This window comes from Staphylococcus coagulans (assembly GCF_022557135.1).
Taxonomy (GTDB): Bacteria; Bacillota; Bacilli; order Staphylococcales; family Staphylococcaceae; genus Staphylococcus; species Staphylococcus coagulans.
In genome coordinates, this window is sequence record NZ_CP092966.1 from 319,681 (window position 1) to 336,555 (window position 16,875).

Consider the following 16,875-nt stretch of genomic DNA (forward strand, 5'->3'; position numbering starts at 1 on the left):
AAGCGAATCATTGAGCGAGAGTCAATCGATTTCAGAGAGCGAATCATTGAGTGAAAGCCAATCGATTTCAGAGAGTGAATCATTAAGTGAAAGTCAATCTATTTCGGAAAGTGAGTCAATAAGTGAGAGTGAGTCAATCTCCGAAAGTGAATCTATCTCAGAGAGTGAATCAATAAGTGAGAGTGAATCCATCTCCGAGAGCGAATCATTGAGCGAGAGTCAATCGATTTCAGAGAGTGAATCGTTAAGCGAAAGTCAGTCCATTTCAGAGAGCGAATCATTAAGTGAAAGCCAATCGATTTCAGAGAGTGAATCATTAAGTGAGAGCCAATCTATTTCGGAAAGTGAATCAATAAGTGAGAGTGAATCCATCTCAGAAAGCGAATCATTGAGTGAGAGTCAATCGATTTCAGAGAGTGAATCATTGAGCGAGAGTCAATCGATTTCTGAAAGCGAATCAATAAGTGAGAGTGAATCCATCTCCGAGAGCGAATCATTGAGCGAGAGTCAATCTATTTCTGAAAGCGAATCGTTAAGCGAAAGTCAGTCCATTTCAGAGAGCGAATCATTGAGTGAAAGCCAATCCATTTCGGAAAGTGAGTCACTGAGCGAGAGCCAATCAATTAATGAAGATAAACAACTTCCTGAAACTGGTGGAGAGAATAATTCGGGTAATCCAGGAATTCTAGGAGGACTACTAGGTCTTCTAGGTTTAGGATTATTGAGAAAAAATAAGAATGAAAAAAATCAAAGTAAAGAATAATTGATTTAGTGTCTCGACATAAAAATAAGCCAGGGAGAAATCCTTGGCTTGTTTTGTTTATAGTTAAAATTTATAGATACAATTGTTACATTTCTAATAATTCTATATAGTTTATATAATTAAATAACATTGTTCTTACTAAATGATTATAGGAAAGGTTATAATAGTAGTGTGAAATATAAATTAATTAGAAAAATGTAAAAATAGGAAGGGAATTGTAATGACAGTATATAATATTAACTTAGGTATAGGTTGGGCGAGTAGTGGTGTAGAATATGCTCAAGCATATAGATTGCAATTATTCAGAAAATTACACGTTCCAACTAAGTTCGTTTTCTTAGATTTTATAGAAAATAATAATATTCAATCTTTAACTAGTAATTTAGGATTCAAAGATAGTGAAATTATTTGGTTATACCAATATTTTACTAACATTAAAATTTCACCTTCAACTATTAAAGCCGAAGATGTGATTAAAGTCGAGGAGATTTCAAAAGTTATAGATGAGGAAAATATAAAAAAAGTATTTTTTGATCAAAATAAGAATTACCTAAAGATTTACTTAAGTAAGAGTGGTTTTGTAGAAAGAGTAGAACATATTTATAAAGGGAACTTGATAAAAAGAGACTATTATTCATATACACACATTCTTTCTGAGTATTTTGCACCAGAGAATAAAAGAGCAAAATGTTACATGAGGGAATTTTATAATGAAAATGGAGATGTAGCGTTTAAAGAATATGTAAGTAAAAATGACAGTATGTTTATTTTTGATGATCTTATGTTGTATTCTAAGCATGAGTTAATAAAATACTTTTTGAAATCACTCAAACTGAGTGATAAAGATATACTTTTATTAGATAGATCAAAAGATTTTGGACAAGTTATATTAGAAAATAGAGCTAAGTCTAAAGTTGGTGTAGTAGTACATGCAGAACATTATAATACAAATTTGACTACAGAAGAAAACATTTTATGGAATAATTATTATGAGTATGTTTTTAATAATGCAAAAGAGGTAGATTTTTTTATAACAGCTACTCAATTACAGAATGATATTTTATCTAGTCAATTCAAAAAATACTATGAATACAGTCCTAAAATATACACAATTCCTGTCGGTAATTTAGAACAATTAAAATATTCAACCAATAGAGTAAAAAGTTCAATAGTCACAGCGTCTCGCTTAGCGAAAGAAAAACATGTAGATTGGCTAGTTAAAGCAATTATTAAAGCTAAATCAAAGGTTTCTGATTTAACTTTTGATGTTTATGGTGAAGGATCACAAAGAAATGAGTTAATTCAAATAATAGAGAACAATAAAGCGAATGATTTCATTAGGTTGCGGGGTCATGTAAATTTAAATGATATTTATTCTAAATATGAACTGTTTCTATCTGGGTCCACTAGTGAAGGATTTGGTTTGACACTTATGGAATCATTGGGATCGGGGTTAGGGATTGTTGGGTTTAACGTAAATTATGGAAATCCTAATTTTATTAAAGATAAAAAGAATGGCATATTATTACCTATAGATATAAATAAGGATAATGAAAATATAATTGTAGATAGATTAGCGAATGGGATAATCAGTTATTTCAATATGGATATGAAAAGTGTACAAAATGAATCATATAGAATTGCTAGGAGCTACTTGCAAAAACAAATTGCTAAACAATGGAAAAGGCTATTAAATGAGGTGAAATATGATTAATCTTTTTGAAAGACTTAATAAAAAAAATGTTACTTTATATAATTCGTTTAAGTATTCAAATCTTAAAGTTCCTACAATAGTAATAGAAGAAACCGGATTCCTACCAGATGATGTAATAACACCGTATGCTTTTTTTTCAGAAAATGTTAACAAAAGCACAAAGCCATTATATTTTAACCAATTAAAAATCCCAAGGCTCTGGTCCATTGAAGGAAATAATGAAAGTGGATTAGTAAAAGATAAAAATAAAATTAAGGCTAAAATTTTCTATCAAAAAAATTTCAAAAATAGAATAATTGAAAGAGTAGAATGGTTGAATGGCGGGGGTCATACCCAGTATATTGATTATTATAATAAATATGGAATTAAATATGCGCAGTTGATACTAGATTCTGATAGTCAAAAACGAATCATGAAGTTTTATTATAATGAGCACGGCAAAAAATTTATGACTGAAAATTATATAACTAATGATGTATTTTTAACATGGAGAAACCGAGAATTTCACTTTTCATCAACAATAAACTTTATGAACTTTTTTATAGATGTTAGTGATTTGAAAAATGAGTCTTTTTTATTTAATTCATTATTGAAATCATCAGCTATAGTGAACAATATTAAAACGAAAGGTGAGAATATACTGTTCTGGGACGAAGATATTAATGACAATATAGTGTCTCATATGCACCAAGCACTAAGGAACCCTTATAGAAGTTTAAAAATAATTATACCTAATTCAGAAAAATACGAAATACTTATTAATAAAATAAATCACGAATATAAAGATAATGTCTTAATGGGAGGTTATGTTTATAAATTTACAAAAGAGAATAACTATTCAAACCAAGTCCTAAATTTAACTAACTCTGATCAGTTAATAAATATAGAAGAAATTATACAAAAAAATAAAAACTTAGACTTTCATATTGCTGCTGTAACTACAATGTCAAATAAATTATTGAATCTTTCACATTATCCTAATGTGTATCTATACCCAAATGTAACTAAGCAAAAATGTATAGAACTATATAGAAGTTGTGATATTTATTTAGATATCAATAGAGGTAATGAAATATTGGATTCGGTACGTGCTGCATATGATTATAATTTATTGATACTATCATACGATGAGATTAAACATAACATAGCTGTAACTGCAAGTGAAAATATTTTACCGACTGATGAATCTTCAGTTTTAAGTGAGATCTTGTATAAAGTAAATAGAGATAAGCAGCAACTTAATAAAAGATTAGAACTGCAACATAAAAAAGCTGGATCTATATCTAAAGAGAACTTTAGAAGCATTTTTAAAACTAAATAATTATTACTAAAAAATTTGAATAAAATTAAAAAGAGGCTGAATACTTTGAAAGAACGAAACATGGAAGAAATTAATAAAGAAATTGAAGAAGAGTTGCTAAGATATCAAAATTCTTCTCAAGAAGATACAAAAAAAACGAGCAATTTTTCTTGGGGAAAGGCTATTGTTTATATAATAATTATTTCTCTTTTTGCTTTTAACGTTATTAAGCATATATTTTTTTAAACGTTTTAATTAAGTGGGTGATTATGATGGATATTATCGAAATGGATCAACTAGAAGAATCACAATTGAAGTCTTTCTTTAACCACTATTGGCATGATGATTGTATGATAGTGAGTTCAGGTGTGTATCATCTATCAAAACTCCCAGGTTTTGTATGTGTTGTTGAAGAAAAGGTTTACGGTATACTTACTTACGCGATTAGAAATACAGTGGTTGAAATCATCTCAATTAATAATATTGAAGGGGTTAGAGGAGTGGGGTCAAAGTTATTGAAGGCACTAGAACTCAAAGTACAAGCCTCACCTGTTGAGGAGATTCAAGTTATCACTACAAATGATAATCTGCGTGCACTTGGCTTTTTTCAGAAGCATGGATATGAGCTAGAAAAAATAATGAAAAATGCTGTAAATGATGCACGACGTATCAAGTCTTCGATTCCTTTATTAGGGGACCATCAAATACCAATTAAGCATGAGATTTTGTTGTTTAAAGCAATTAAATAAGGCATAAATAAAAAGCACTTTTAAGTAATGGATTTTACTTAGAAGTGCTTTGTTGTTTATAAAGACATTAATTTTTCTTCTTGTTGTATACGAACGTATAAGAAGTAGGCATATGGAAGTAACAATAAAGAAGTGTATGAAGCGTGTGTAAGTAGGATGACCCCTATTAATTCCGGAATGATATTTAAAAAATAATTCGGGTGTTTGGTAATACGATATAGACCTGATTTGATAATCGGATGTTCTGGTAAGATGTAAAGTTTTAAAGTCCAAATCGGGCCTAATGTTTTAATAACATGGAATAAAACGCCATACGCAACGATTAAAATGATTAGTCCTAGTGTGTTAAAGAAACTCCATGTTTCATGAGTGATGACAGTTTCTACCCCAGCCGCAACGTAGATTAAGATATGTGTGAGTGCAAGCCATTTTGAATTTTTTTGACCGTATTCTTTTGCGCCTTGTTGTACAAGCTTTTTCGCGTGTTTAACGGAAATTGCAAGGCTGACTAAGCGAATGATAAAAAAGATGATTAAAATAATTAAAGTCATGAGGTCCTCCAAAATAATATATTCAATTTTAATTCTATTGTTATAGACATCGTTTTAATAATAAACAGTTAATCAAAAAATTACTATTAACTATTTATTAAATTTATAATTTTTGATTTTGAAGAAGGTTGACGATGCGCTCGATTAGATTATTAAAGAAAAGATATTTTTGATGATTAAGTGTGAATTGAATTTGATTTCGATAACAGTTAAGCATTGAAGAATATAAAGTAGGCAAATATGAAATAATATACGTTACAAATTGATAAATTGATTATAGAAACTAGATTATTAAGGAGGGTTTTTATGTTTAATCATCAGCAAGACCATATATATGCTTTAAGAACACGAAGTGTCAGTATCTCTACCATACTGCTCGCTACAAGTTTATTCGTATGGGTAGGACATGATGCGTATGCAGATGAAGTACATCAAGGTCATTCACTTAATACATCTCAAACGTTGCACACAGAAAGTGAGAACGTGATGAGGAATCTCCTTCGACAAAACAATGAGACCAATGCCTCACAAGTTGAATTATCAAAAACTCCAGAAACATCTCAGAAAACAACTACTTTAAAACAAAATGTCACATATACGAATAACCATTTAGCGCAAGAAAACACAGCACCTGAAAGAAATCATTCTGCGAGTGATACAAAACTAAAGGCACAAAATAGTACATCTAACCCAAGTAATGTTGTTCATGCGCCAAAGGTTGCTTCTCATCAAAACAATCAAAATGCCGGTTTAGATCCGGAATTTTCTGTGATTGATCGTCGTAATGCTGAAACAACACCCAATCAAGTCGATCCTGAATTTAATAACGTGAATGCACATAAACAAGAAATTAATTATGAAAAAGAGTCTGCGCATACGCCTAATTTAGAAATGATCGATAATGATAAGAAATCAACGACGACTCAAAATTTAAGTGCAAAAGAAGAAACGCAACCTCGTGAACCTCAAGTGGCGTCAACAAAGGAAGCATCTGTGAAAAAGGCAACACAAGCGCCTCAACAAGCACAGTATAAAAATAAAGAACCCATCATTTTTGTGCATGGTTATGGGGGCTTTGTAGGTAATAATGCGCCTCCTGGAACCCATTATTGGGGTGGTAAAAAATACGACATGATGAATCAATTGCGCGCATCAGGTTATAACGTTTATGAAGCAAGTGTCAGTGCTTTTGGGAGTAACTGGGATCGTGCTGTAGAGCTCTATACTTATATCAAAGGCGGTGTCGTCGATTATGGACAAGCTCATGCAAACAAATATGGACATGCGCGATATGGTAAATCATATCCAGGCATTTTACCCGGCTGGCAACCGGGACAAAAAATTCATCTCATCGGCCATAGTATGGGAGGACAAACGATTCGGATGTTAGAGTCTTTGTTACGAAAAGGAGATCCTGAAGAGATTGCGTATCAAAAGCAACATGGCGGTACGATAAGTCCTCTTTTTCAAGGGAATCACGATCATTTAATTTCGTCAATTACAACAATAGCTACACCGCACGATGGTACAGTCGCTTCGGATGAATTAGGTAATAAAGATATTATTAAGCGACTCATTTACGATTACGGTTTGTTTGAAGGGCGTAAAAATTCAGCTGTAGATTATGGTCTTAAACAATGGGGCTTAGAACAACGTCAAGGTGAAACATTTGCTGAATATGCGAAACGTGCAAGTAAGAGTCCACTGTTTACTTCTGAAGATACAGCTCTTTATGATTTGACGCGTGAAGGTGCTAAGAAAATCAATCAACGGACAGATATTAATCCGAATATTTACTATAAAACCTATACAGGATCTGCGACGAACAAAACACGATTAGGTATTCAAATATCAGATGTCCATATGAATATTGAACATAAGGTGACAGGGGATTTAATAGGACGAACACGTGATACAGCGTGGAGAGAAAATGATGGCTTAGTTTCTGTGATTTCAGGTCAACATCCAGATAATGAACCTTTTGAATATGTTGATGATAACACAGCGCCTAAAAAAGGGGTTTGGCAAGTGACACCTACGATGAAAGGATGGGATCATACAGATTTCACAGGACAAGATACATTAGACTTCCATCATACAGGTGCAGAATTAGCTCGTTTCTATCTGGGAATTATGAATGATCTCGTACGTGAAGAGGTACTTGAAACTGCATAAAAAGAGATAAAAAAAGACGTTCAAAATGAAAATTCATTTGAACGTCTTTTCAATACTATCAATCAATATAGGTTGAATTAGTATTCAATATTTGGCATTTTATTAACATGCTCTTGATAGCGTTTTAAAGCGACGAATGCTGCAGTGAGTACAGTTGCAACGATAACTAATTTTTTCATATTGGCAACTCCTTTACTCGTAGTAATTTAATTCTAAGTCTTTTGAAGTTTGTTTACGTGTTTTTCTCATTAAATCAACATCTTCAATTAATGATTTACCGTATGAAGGAATCATTTTTTGTAACTTAGGTTTCCATTCAGCTTCGTATTGAGCAAAGTTTCTTTCTAACACTTCAAGTGCTACAGAAACTGATGTTGAAGCCCCTGGTGATTCACCAAGTAAAGCGATAACAGTGTGGTCTTCTGAGTTAACCACTTCAGTACCGAATTGAATGAAACCTTTACCGTATTCTTTAGTATCTTTAATAACTTGAACACGTTTACCAGCTGTGTATAATTCCCAATCTTGGTCTTTAGCTTCTGGGTAGAAAGTACGTAAGTGGTTCATACAACCTTCTTTAGTCATTAAGATTTGATCGATTGAGTATTTGATTAATGGTAAGTTTTTCGCAGCTGCCGCAAGTAAAGTCGTGATGTTGTATGGTTTAACTGATTTGAATAAATCTAAGTTTGAACCATTTTTCAAGAATTTAGGGCCGATGCTTGCGAAAGGTCCGAATAATAATGCTTTTTGACCGTTAATGTAACGCGTATCTAAGTGAGGCACAGTCATTGGTGGTGTACCAGGTGGCTCTTTACCATAAACTTTGACACCGTGTTCTTCGATAACGTCTGGGTTTGTACACATTAAGAATTGACCTGTAATAGGGAAACCACCTAAGTGTTTACTTTCAGGGATACCTGTTTTTTGTAATAAAGGAATCGCACCGCCACCAGCACCAATGAAGATGTAATCAGCAAGCTGAACTTGTTTTTCTCCAGTGTTGCGGTTGATGATTGTAACTTCCCATTTACCATCTAAACGACGGTTAAAGTCTTTGACTTCATGGTTGTAGTGTACGTCTGCATTTTCATGTTTTTCGATACTTCTCGCCATTTTACGTGTTAATTCACCAAAGTTAACGTCAGTACCTTCATCGATTTTACTTGCAGCCATAATATCACTAGAATTGCGACCTTGCATCATTAATGGCATCCATTTTTTCATCACTTCAATATCTTCAGTGAATTCGATATTGTCGAACATTGGAAATGCTTTCATTTTATTGTAACGATCTTTTAAGAATTGAACGTTATTTTTACCTCTTACAAAACTAATGTGAGGAAGTGGATTGATGAAATCTCTTGGTGTATCAATGTTTTTACTTTTAACAAGATAGCTCCAGAATTGTTTAGAGATTTCAAATTCTTCGTTAATCTCTTTTGCTTTTTCGATGTCAATTGAACCATCTGGTTGTTTAACAGTGTAGTTCAATTCACAAAGTGCTGCGTGACCTGTACCGGCATTGTGGCGTTCGTTTGAACTTTCCACACCTGGACGATCTAAACGCTCATATAATTTAAGATTCCAATGTGGCTCTAAATCTTTAATCATTGAGGCGAAAGTCGTGCTAAGTACACCGGCACCGATAATGACGATGTCTTTTGAATCTGATTGTGTTGGCATACATAATCACCTTTCATTGTTTGTATAGTGAGGAATAAACATAATATCCCTGAGTAAATATGATTGATGTCACAGACCTTAAAATTACTCCACAGTCTATTATAATACATTTTTATACATAACGAAAACGAATAACTCACGTATAAAAAAATAAAGTAATTGGAGGTTGATTCATCTAATTTTAAAGCGTTACTTCAATAATAATGGTATTAAAGTCATGAATCAATGCTTTTTCTATTCATTTGTAGTAATTTCTAAAATTTATTGTATTAATACGCGTGTTTATCATGTGATTAAGGTAGAAAATATGATAAAGCGTCATTTATCTGAAAAATTGATGTAAAAATACTTTGAAAATAGTGGCTCAATTGAATGAAGAAACACTTTATTAATATTTTTCTACTTATTTGCTAAATTCATTCAATTAATTATTAGTTTAAATTTAATAAAATTTTTATAACGCATCCCTCAATGTTCTAACTTTCAGAAGCGCCTCGATTAACAAACCCTTTAAAAATAAAGAATTCAATAGAGTCACATCTCTATGCTTTTTAAATGCAAATTCCCATAAGAACAAATAAAAAGTAATTTTATATAAATAGGTATTCAAAATCTGAAATAGATTATATTACAAACTAGATTTCATTTAATATTTTATTGCGCAGTTAAATAAAAGGTATTATTATCTTATATAGGCTGGGATGACAAGTTCAAGTTTTATGGAAATTATTTAATGGGAGTTTTGCAATGACAAGAAAATTTAGGGAATTTAGAAAAAGTTTAGGACAAGAAAAAGCAAGAGTGAAACTATACAAATCTGGAAAGGAATGGGTAAAAGCCGGTATTAAAGAGATTCAACTCTTAAAAGCCATGGGTTTACCTTTTTTAAGTAGAGATATTGTAAAAAATGAAGATGGCGAAGTTACAACGCGTTTTGGTGAAAAAATTAAAAAACATGCAATGCAAACAACGGCAATCGCCGGAGGGATGTTTACTGTTAACATGTTGCATGATCAACAAGCATTTGCCGCATCAGATGCTCCGATGACTTCAGAGTTAGCAACAAAGAGTCAAACAATTGGGGATCAAACATCAATTGCAATTGAAAATTCAGTTTCTAATGTAGAGGCGAGCGCGAGTACTGTTGAAAGTGATAGTGTCGTTACTTCTGAAAGTGAAGTATTAAAACAAGATATAGAAAGCACTTCTTTATCGGAATCAGACTCAGTGTCATTATCAGAATCTGCTTCTACTTCAACAAGTACTTCAGTATCTCAAGCATCAAAGCATAAGCAATCAGATGAAAAACAAGTCTCAAATTCTGAGAAGCAATCAGAATCAAATGTGGAAAAATCTACATCTATTTCTAAAGCATCAGAAACTTCAGAAGCAATCACATCGAAAAGTGAAGGCAAAACTTCTGCGTCAATTAATCAGAATAGTCAAAATTCAATGCAACCTGCAAGTGTATCTGTAAGTGAGAAGCAGTCATCTTCTCAAGCGTCATCACAGTCATTAGCAAATACAGAAGCGCTTGTGTTAAACTCAACAATTTCTCCGGTTCATACAGTCGCTACAGAAGTTGGAGAAACAGCATTTAGAGTGGCACTTTCAAGTCGTTCTGAAAGAGAGAGAAACCAAGGCGATGGTAGAGATACTCGTAATAATGTAAATGTTTACTATGAATTACAAGTTGATAGTGACGGTCATAATGCAATCTTTAAGTATACAATATCTTACGACAATGTACACACAGCGGGAATTGACTCTCCATCAAGTTTATATTATCCGAGAACAAAAGTCAGAAACACCTCTGATAAAAACATAGGCATGCTAAAGTTAGGAAAAGATTATGGTAAGCCAACTAAAATTACGCAAGGTATTACGGAAAGGGGTTGGAGAACTAGATTTGCCTCTACGGATCAGACCTATCCTTTACGCGGGGATGCAAAGAATGGTTATTATTGGCAATCAGGTGTAATGGATTCTGATCAGATTAAAGCAGGGTACGGTTTAACAACTGTTATTGAAGTACCAATTTTAAATCCTAATGGAGACGTTTCTTATAACTTCACACCATTTGCTTCTTACGACGATATTGGTGGTAAAAGAGGACAAAACTATTTTTCAGACGTCGTTAGTAATATTGATCCATATAAAAAATATAATCCAAATGGAGCAAGGGCGATTACAGAAAGCCGTAATGCTTCTACTTCATTGGTTAAGGCGCAATCTGAAAGCGTAGTTAGAAGTCAATCGGTTGCAGAGTCAGAGAGAATAAGTGCATTGAAATCGACATCAGTAAGTGAGTCTGAATCAACTTCTGCACATCTAGCAAGCGAATCAGCGTCAACAAGTACTTCAGTTTCCGAAAGTAAATCAGCTTCCGAGTCAGTAGTTAAGAGTGCGTCGACATCGACAAGTGAATCGGAATCAAATTCGAATAGAGTAGCGAGTGAGTCAACTTCTACTAGCACATCAACATCAGCAAGCGAATCTGTGTCAACATCAAACCGATTAGCGAGTGAATCGACATCGACAAGTGCATCAACGTCGGTAAGAGAATCAGCTTCTGCGTCGACATCGACAAGTGAATCAACATCAGTAAGTGAATCGAATTCCGCGTCGTTAGCTAAGAGCGAATCGGTATCGGCAAGCGAGTCAGTGTCAAATTCAAATCGATTAGCAAGCGAGTCGACATCAACAAGTGAGTCTGTTTCAAATTCAAATCGAGTAGCGAGCGAGTCAGCATCAACAAGTGACTCCGTATCAACATCAAACCGATTAGCAAGCGAGTCGACATCAGTGAGTGATTCAAATTCCGCATCAGTGGCTAATAGTGATTCCGTATCAACAAGTGAATCGGAATCAAATTCGAATAGAGTAGTGAGTGAGTCAACTTCAACAAGTGCATCAACATCGGTGAGTGAGGCCGACTCGGCATCAGCAGCTGAGAGCACATCAACATCAACAAGCGAATCGGTTTCAAATTCAAATCGAGTAGCAAGCGAGTCGACGTCAACAAGTGAATCAACGTCGGTGAGTGAATCAGCTTCTACATCAGTAGCTAAGAGTGCATCAGCATCAACAAGTGAATCTGTGTCAAATTCAAATAGAGTAGCAAGTGAGTCGACATCAGTGAGTGATTCAAATTCCGCATCAGTGGCTAATAGTGAATCGGTTTCAACAAGCGAATCAGTTTCAACATCAAATCGATTAGCGAGCGAGTCAACATCGACAAGTGAATCAACGTCCGTAAGCGAATCAGATTCAGCATCGACATCGACAAGCGCTTCAACATCAGTAAGTGAATCAAATTCCGCATCAGCCGCAAAGAGTGAATCGGTATCGACAAGTGACTCCGTATCAACATCAAACCGATTAGTAAGCGAATCGACATCAGTGAGTGATTCAAATTCCGCATCAGTGGCTAATAGTGATTCCGTATCAACAAGTGAATCTGTGTCAAATTCAAATAGAGTAGCAAGCGAGTCGACGTCAACAAGTGAATCAACGTCGGTGAGTGAATCAGCTTCTACATCAGTAGCTAAGAGTGCATCAGCATCAACAAGTGAATCTGTGTCAAATTCGAACAGAATAGCAAGCGAGTCAACTTCTACTAGCACATCAACTTCAGCAAGCGAATCTGTGTCAACATCAAACCGAGTAGCGAGTGAATCAACGTCGGTGAGTGAATCAGCTTCTGCATCAGTAGCTAAGAGTGCATCAGCATCAACAAGTGATTCAGTATCAACATCAAACCGAGTAGCAAGTGAGTCGACATCAACAAGTGAATCAACATCGGTGAGTGAATCAGCTTCAACATTAGTAGTAAAGAGTGCGTCTGTATCTATAAGTGAATCAGCTTCCGCGTCAGTAACTAAGAGTGTATCAGCATCAGCAAGTGAATCGGAATCAAATTCGAATCAAGTAGCAAGCGAATCAGCATCAACGAGCACATCATCATCAGTAAGTGCGTCAGCATCTGAGTCGACGAACAAAGCAAGCGAATCCGTTTCAGTAAGCACATTGACATCAGTGAGCACGTCAACATCGGTGAGTGCGTCAGCATCTGAGTCGGCAAACAAAGCGAGTGAATCCGTTTCAGTAAGTACATCAACATCGATGAGTACATCTGAATCTGAATCGGCGAACAAAGCAAGCGGATCAGCGTCAGCGAGCACGTCAACATCAGTGAGTGCGTCAGCATCTGAGTCGGCGAATAAAGCAAGCGCGTCAGCGTCCGTAAGTGCATCAACATCTGAATCAGCGAGCACGTCAACGTCGGTGAGTGCTTCAACATCTGAGTCGACGAACAAAGCAAGCGAATCAGCATCAACGAGCACATCGACATCAGTAAGTGCATCAACATCTGAGTCGGCAAACAAAGCGAGCGAGTCAGTATCAGCGAGCACATCAACATCGATGAGTGCGTCAACAGGCAAACCATTAACAACAGATTTACCAATCGGTGTAATTAGTGAATCAATGAGTACGTCAACGTCTGATAAACTTCCTACTAATGTATCTGAGTTAATCAGTGAGTCTGTAAGTGTATCAACAAGCCAATCTACCGTTGATTCTATGTCAAACGCGTCTAGCGTGAGTCTTAAAGATCAACAATCATTGTCAGCTTCACGTTTGACTAGTGCGTCGATGCGTGCTATGAGCAGTAGTTCAACAAGTACATCCGCTTCTGATTCACAATCAACAGCGATGTCTACAAATCTTGAACTTAAGTCCACTGAACAGTTGAGTGAATCGACAAGTGTATCAGAGCGTAGTTCGTTTAGTCGTGCTATGAGTGAGTCTGAATCAATGAGCATGTCAGCAGATCAATCTAATGAAACTGTTGCAACAATGAGTCAGTCTGCAAGTGCAGATAAGAGCACGTCAATCAGCACTTCAACTAGCAATTTGGCATCAATGGCTGCTTCTGAGTATGAAGCAAACTCTGTTTCAACATTAACAAGTGCATCGATGAATGCTTCTCTAAGTGATTCATTGTCTGCACAAATGTCAGAAAAACAATCATTGGCAGAATCTCAATCAGAAAGTGCGTCAGCAAGCACATCAGAATCGAATTCAAAAGTAGATGCTGATAAAGCAAGTGTATCCACAAGCGTTTCTGAATTTGGTTTACAAATCCAATCATTATCAGTGAGTGCGTCAACAAGCGTGTCATTGATGTTTAATGACATCAGAAGTCTTTCAGCTAGTGCATCGATGAGCACATCGTTATCAACAAGCGCAATTGAAAGCTACAAAAATCACACACCAAGTGAGATGGCTTCAGCTGAGTCAGCATCATTATCAGCAAGTACTTCGACAAGTGATTCAACAGTTGCTTCTACATCAGCAAGTCAATCGGGTATATTGAGTGCTTCTGAACAAGCATCCATGAGCCAACGAGTATCTGAAAGTGCTTCTATGAAAAATGCGTCATCTCAATCACAAATTGCGTCGAAATCAGAACAAGCATCATTATCTAAGTCAGCGCATCAGTCGGTACAACATTCGACAAGTGAGTCAGCATCACTTTCCAAATCAGCAAGCCTTTCAGAATATGAAAAAGCTTCACAAAAAGCTGCAGAAAGTGCATCAACTTCTACTTCAATCGTAGAACAAGCATCAGCAAGTGCATCGATGAGTACAGCTTCAAGTGTATCAATTTCAGTATCGAACTCTGACAAAGCATCGTTAAGTCATTCAGTAGAAGAAGCACGTTTGAATAGTCAATCTATGAGTGCATCATTGAGTGAAATAGCAAGTGCGGAAGCTTCAACATCAACAGATGCATCATTGTCAGCAAGTGTAAATCAAGCTGTATCTGAAGCAGCGAGCGCGTCAACAAGTGCTTCGTTGAGTACTTCAACAAGTACATCTGTATCAGAAGCAATGTCTGTAAATGCAGATGAAAGTGCGTCATTATCAGCATCTCGTCATATGAGTGATTCAGTAAGTATGTCTACAAGCGCATCAGATAGCTTGTCAACATACGAAAGTGTATCAATGAGCCTTTCTGTTAAAGAATCACAATCTATGAGTACATCAACGTCCGAAAGTGAATCAGCAAGTACGTCAATGAGTGCATCAACGTCAGAAAGTGGATCAACAAGTATGTCAATGAGTACATCAACGTCCGAAAGTGAATCAGCAAGTACGTCAATGAGTGCATCAACGTCAGAAAGTGGATCAACAAGTATGTCAATGAGCACATCAGTGTCAGAAAGCGAATCAACAAGTATGTCAATGAATGCATCATTGTCCGAAAGTGAATCAGCGAGTACGTCAATGAGCACGTCAGTGACAGCAAGTGGATCAGCGAGTACGTCAATGAGCACATCAATGTCTCAAACTTCATCTGATAGCGAATCGTCTGCTATGAATGCAATGACAAATGCGACACCTTCGATGGATGCGCAAACAATGCAATCATCAGACACGCAAACGCAACAAGCAAAAGCATCTGAACAAACATTACCAGATACGGGTCAAACAACATCACAAAGTGGCTTGTTTGCAGCGGTTGCAGCAATGTTTGCAGGTCTTGGATTGTTAAAAAAATCTAAAAAAGATAAAGAGGATGATCACCAATCATCTGAACAATAAAATTAAGTTCAAACATGGTAGAAGGGGCTAGAACAATAAAATCAAAGGGATAGCCCCTTTGACCCCATGTTTTATATAAAAGAGGGTTAATGTGAGAGGTAATATCATTAAACGTATTTTTAAACAATATGAATACAAAATTCTACACAAAAGAATACTGTTCACAATTCTTATTTTATTGATATACATATTAGGAAGCCATGTTCCAATCATCAGTGCACATGCAATGAAACATCAGGGCAATGGGTTTTATAGGCTAGCTGTTTCTAATATGGGGGGAGATATTTCAAGATTGAATGTTTTTTCACTTGGACTCGGTCCATGGTTAACAGCATTGCTTATTATTAGCTTATGGTCTTACAAAAATATTGAGAAATCGATGAGACAAACACGAGCGGAAAAGCATTTTAAAGAAAAGTTTCTGACTTTAATTTTGAGTATTGTGCAAGGCTGCTTTGTTTTAAATCAATTCGTTTATCATAGTCATTTAAAACAATCCAATGCATTGCTTTTATTATTAATTTTAATTGCGGGCTCAATGATGCTCGTTTGGCTTGCCGATCAAAATGTAAGAAATGGCGTTGCCGGGCCAATGCCAATCGTTATGTTAAGCATTGTGAGATCTATATTTAATCAGCATGGACCTAAATTAAATATAGAAACATACGAAATCATCATTGTCACTGTATTGATTGTGGCAGCATTATTTACTTTATTGCTGATTGAATTAATAGAATACCGAACAAAATATCAAGATATTTTGGATGTTTCAAAAGAAAATACGGTGAATTATTTAGCATGGAAACTCAATCCAGGTGGAAGTCTATCCATCATGATTAGTTTATCTGTCTTTCTACTATTAAATAGTACGTTAAATCTAGCACTGAGTTTGACGATAGGGCAGACTGCCCATATTAAAATTTTTTCTTTCGATAATTATATCGGCATCAGTACGTATTTATTGATACAAATCGTATTAGGGTATTTTCTGTCACGATTAATGATCAATACGAAGCAAAACTCGAAAAACTTCTTAAAAAATGGAAACTATTTTATAGGTGTGCGGCCTGGAAAAGAGACATCCGCTTATCTCAATCGTATGGCTACAAGAATATGTTGGTTTGGAACGTTTATTGTTGGGATTATCATTGGCATACCGTTGTATTGCTCATTATTTATCCCACATTTGTCTCAACAAATATATTTAGCCGTACAATTGATTATTTTAGTTTATATTGCGATTAATATTGCAGATACATTTAGAACCTATCTCTATTTCGATAAGTATCAACACGTTTTAAAACAATATTGGTGAGGAGACAATT

At 35.2% G+C, this 16,875-nt stretch carries 11 protein-coding genes; 8 read left to right on the forward strand and 3 right to left on the reverse strand.

Annotation, left to right across the window (positions count from 1 at the left end):
• From KM149_RS01395 to KM149_RS01420, 5 genes are all read left to right on the forward strand, one after another.
• A partial coding sequence (locus KM149_RS01395) for an LPXTG cell wall anchor domain-containing protein (protein WP_281070343.1) occupies positions 1–763 on the forward strand: 763 nt, incomplete at its 5' end.
• Between the two features lie 220 nt (positions 764–983).
• Positions 984–2,477 carry an accessory Sec system glycosyltransferase GtfA gene (gtfA, locus tag KM149_RS01405; RefSeq protein ID WP_214971386.1) on the forward strand — a complete coding sequence of 498 codons (1,494 nt, stop codon included), beginning with the start codon at positions 984–986 and terminating at the stop codon, positions 2,475–2,477.
• Positions 2,470–3,798, forward strand: a complete 1,329-nt coding sequence (gene gtfB, locus KM149_RS01410; protein ID WP_215021636.1) for an accessory Sec system glycosylation chaperone GtfB — start codon at positions 2,470–2,472, stop codon at positions 3,796–3,798. Before gtfA ends, gtfB begins: the two co-directional genes overlap by 8 nt.
• Positions 3,799–3,843: 45 nt before the next feature.
• Entirely contained in the window at positions 3,844–4,023 is a 180-nt protein-coding gene (locus KM149_RS01415) for a hypothetical protein (RefSeq protein WP_214971380.1), read from the forward strand.
• A gap of 23 nt (positions 4,024–4,046) precedes the next feature.
• Positions 4,047–4,526: a GNAT family N-acetyltransferase gene (locus KM149_RS01420; protein ID WP_241415480.1), complete on the forward strand. Its 480-nt coding sequence runs from the start codon at positions 4,047–4,049 to the stop codon at positions 4,524–4,526.
• A gap of 56 nt (positions 4,527–4,582) precedes the next feature.
• Here the strand turns inward: KM149_RS01420 and KM149_RS01425 are convergent, their stop codons facing one another.
• Positions 4,583–5,077, reverse strand: a complete 495-nt coding sequence (locus KM149_RS01425; RefSeq protein WP_050345089.1) for an isoprenylcysteine carboxyl methyltransferase family protein — start codon at positions 5,075–5,077, stop codon at positions 4,583–4,585.
• A gap of 306 nt (positions 5,078–5,383) precedes the next feature.
• Here KM149_RS01425 and lip point away from each other — a divergent pair, with 306 nt between their 5' ends.
• Positions 5,384–7,252, forward strand: coding sequence for a YSIRK-targeted triacylglycerol lipase (lip, locus tag KM149_RS01430; RefSeq protein WP_241415481.1), 1,869 nt, complete (start codon positions 5,384–5,386; stop codon positions 7,250–7,252).
• A gap of 77 nt (positions 7,253–7,329) precedes the next feature.
• Here the strand turns inward: lip and KM149_RS01435 are convergent, their stop codons facing one another.
• Positions 7,330–7,431 carry an SE2200 family small protein gene (locus KM149_RS01435; protein ID WP_016425969.1) on the reverse strand — a complete coding sequence of 34 codons (102 nt, stop codon included), beginning with the start codon at positions 7,429–7,431 and terminating at the stop codon, positions 7,330–7,332.
• Between the two features lie 13 nt (positions 7,432–7,444).
• Positions 7,445–8,938, reverse strand: a complete 1,494-nt coding sequence (lqo, locus tag KM149_RS01440; RefSeq protein ID WP_182281336.1) for an L-lactate dehydrogenase (quinone) — start codon at positions 8,936–8,938, stop codon at positions 7,445–7,447.
• Positions 8,939–9,685: 747 nt separating this feature from the next.
• On the opposite strand from lqo, the gene KM149_RS01445 reads away from it, so the two are divergent.
• Both KM149_RS01445 and secY2 read left to right on the forward strand, forming a co-directional pair.
• Positions 9,686–15,550: a KxYKxGKxW signal peptide domain-containing protein gene (locus KM149_RS01445; RefSeq protein WP_241415482.1), complete on the forward strand. Its 5,865-nt coding sequence runs from the start codon at positions 9,686–9,688 to the stop codon at positions 15,548–15,550.
• Between the two features lie 106 nt (positions 15,551–15,656).
• Entirely contained in the window at positions 15,657–16,865 is a 1,209-nt protein-coding gene (secY2, locus tag KM149_RS01450; protein ID WP_241415577.1) for an accessory Sec system protein translocase subunit SecY2, read from the forward strand.
• Positions 16,866–16,875: the final 10 nt, after the last annotated feature.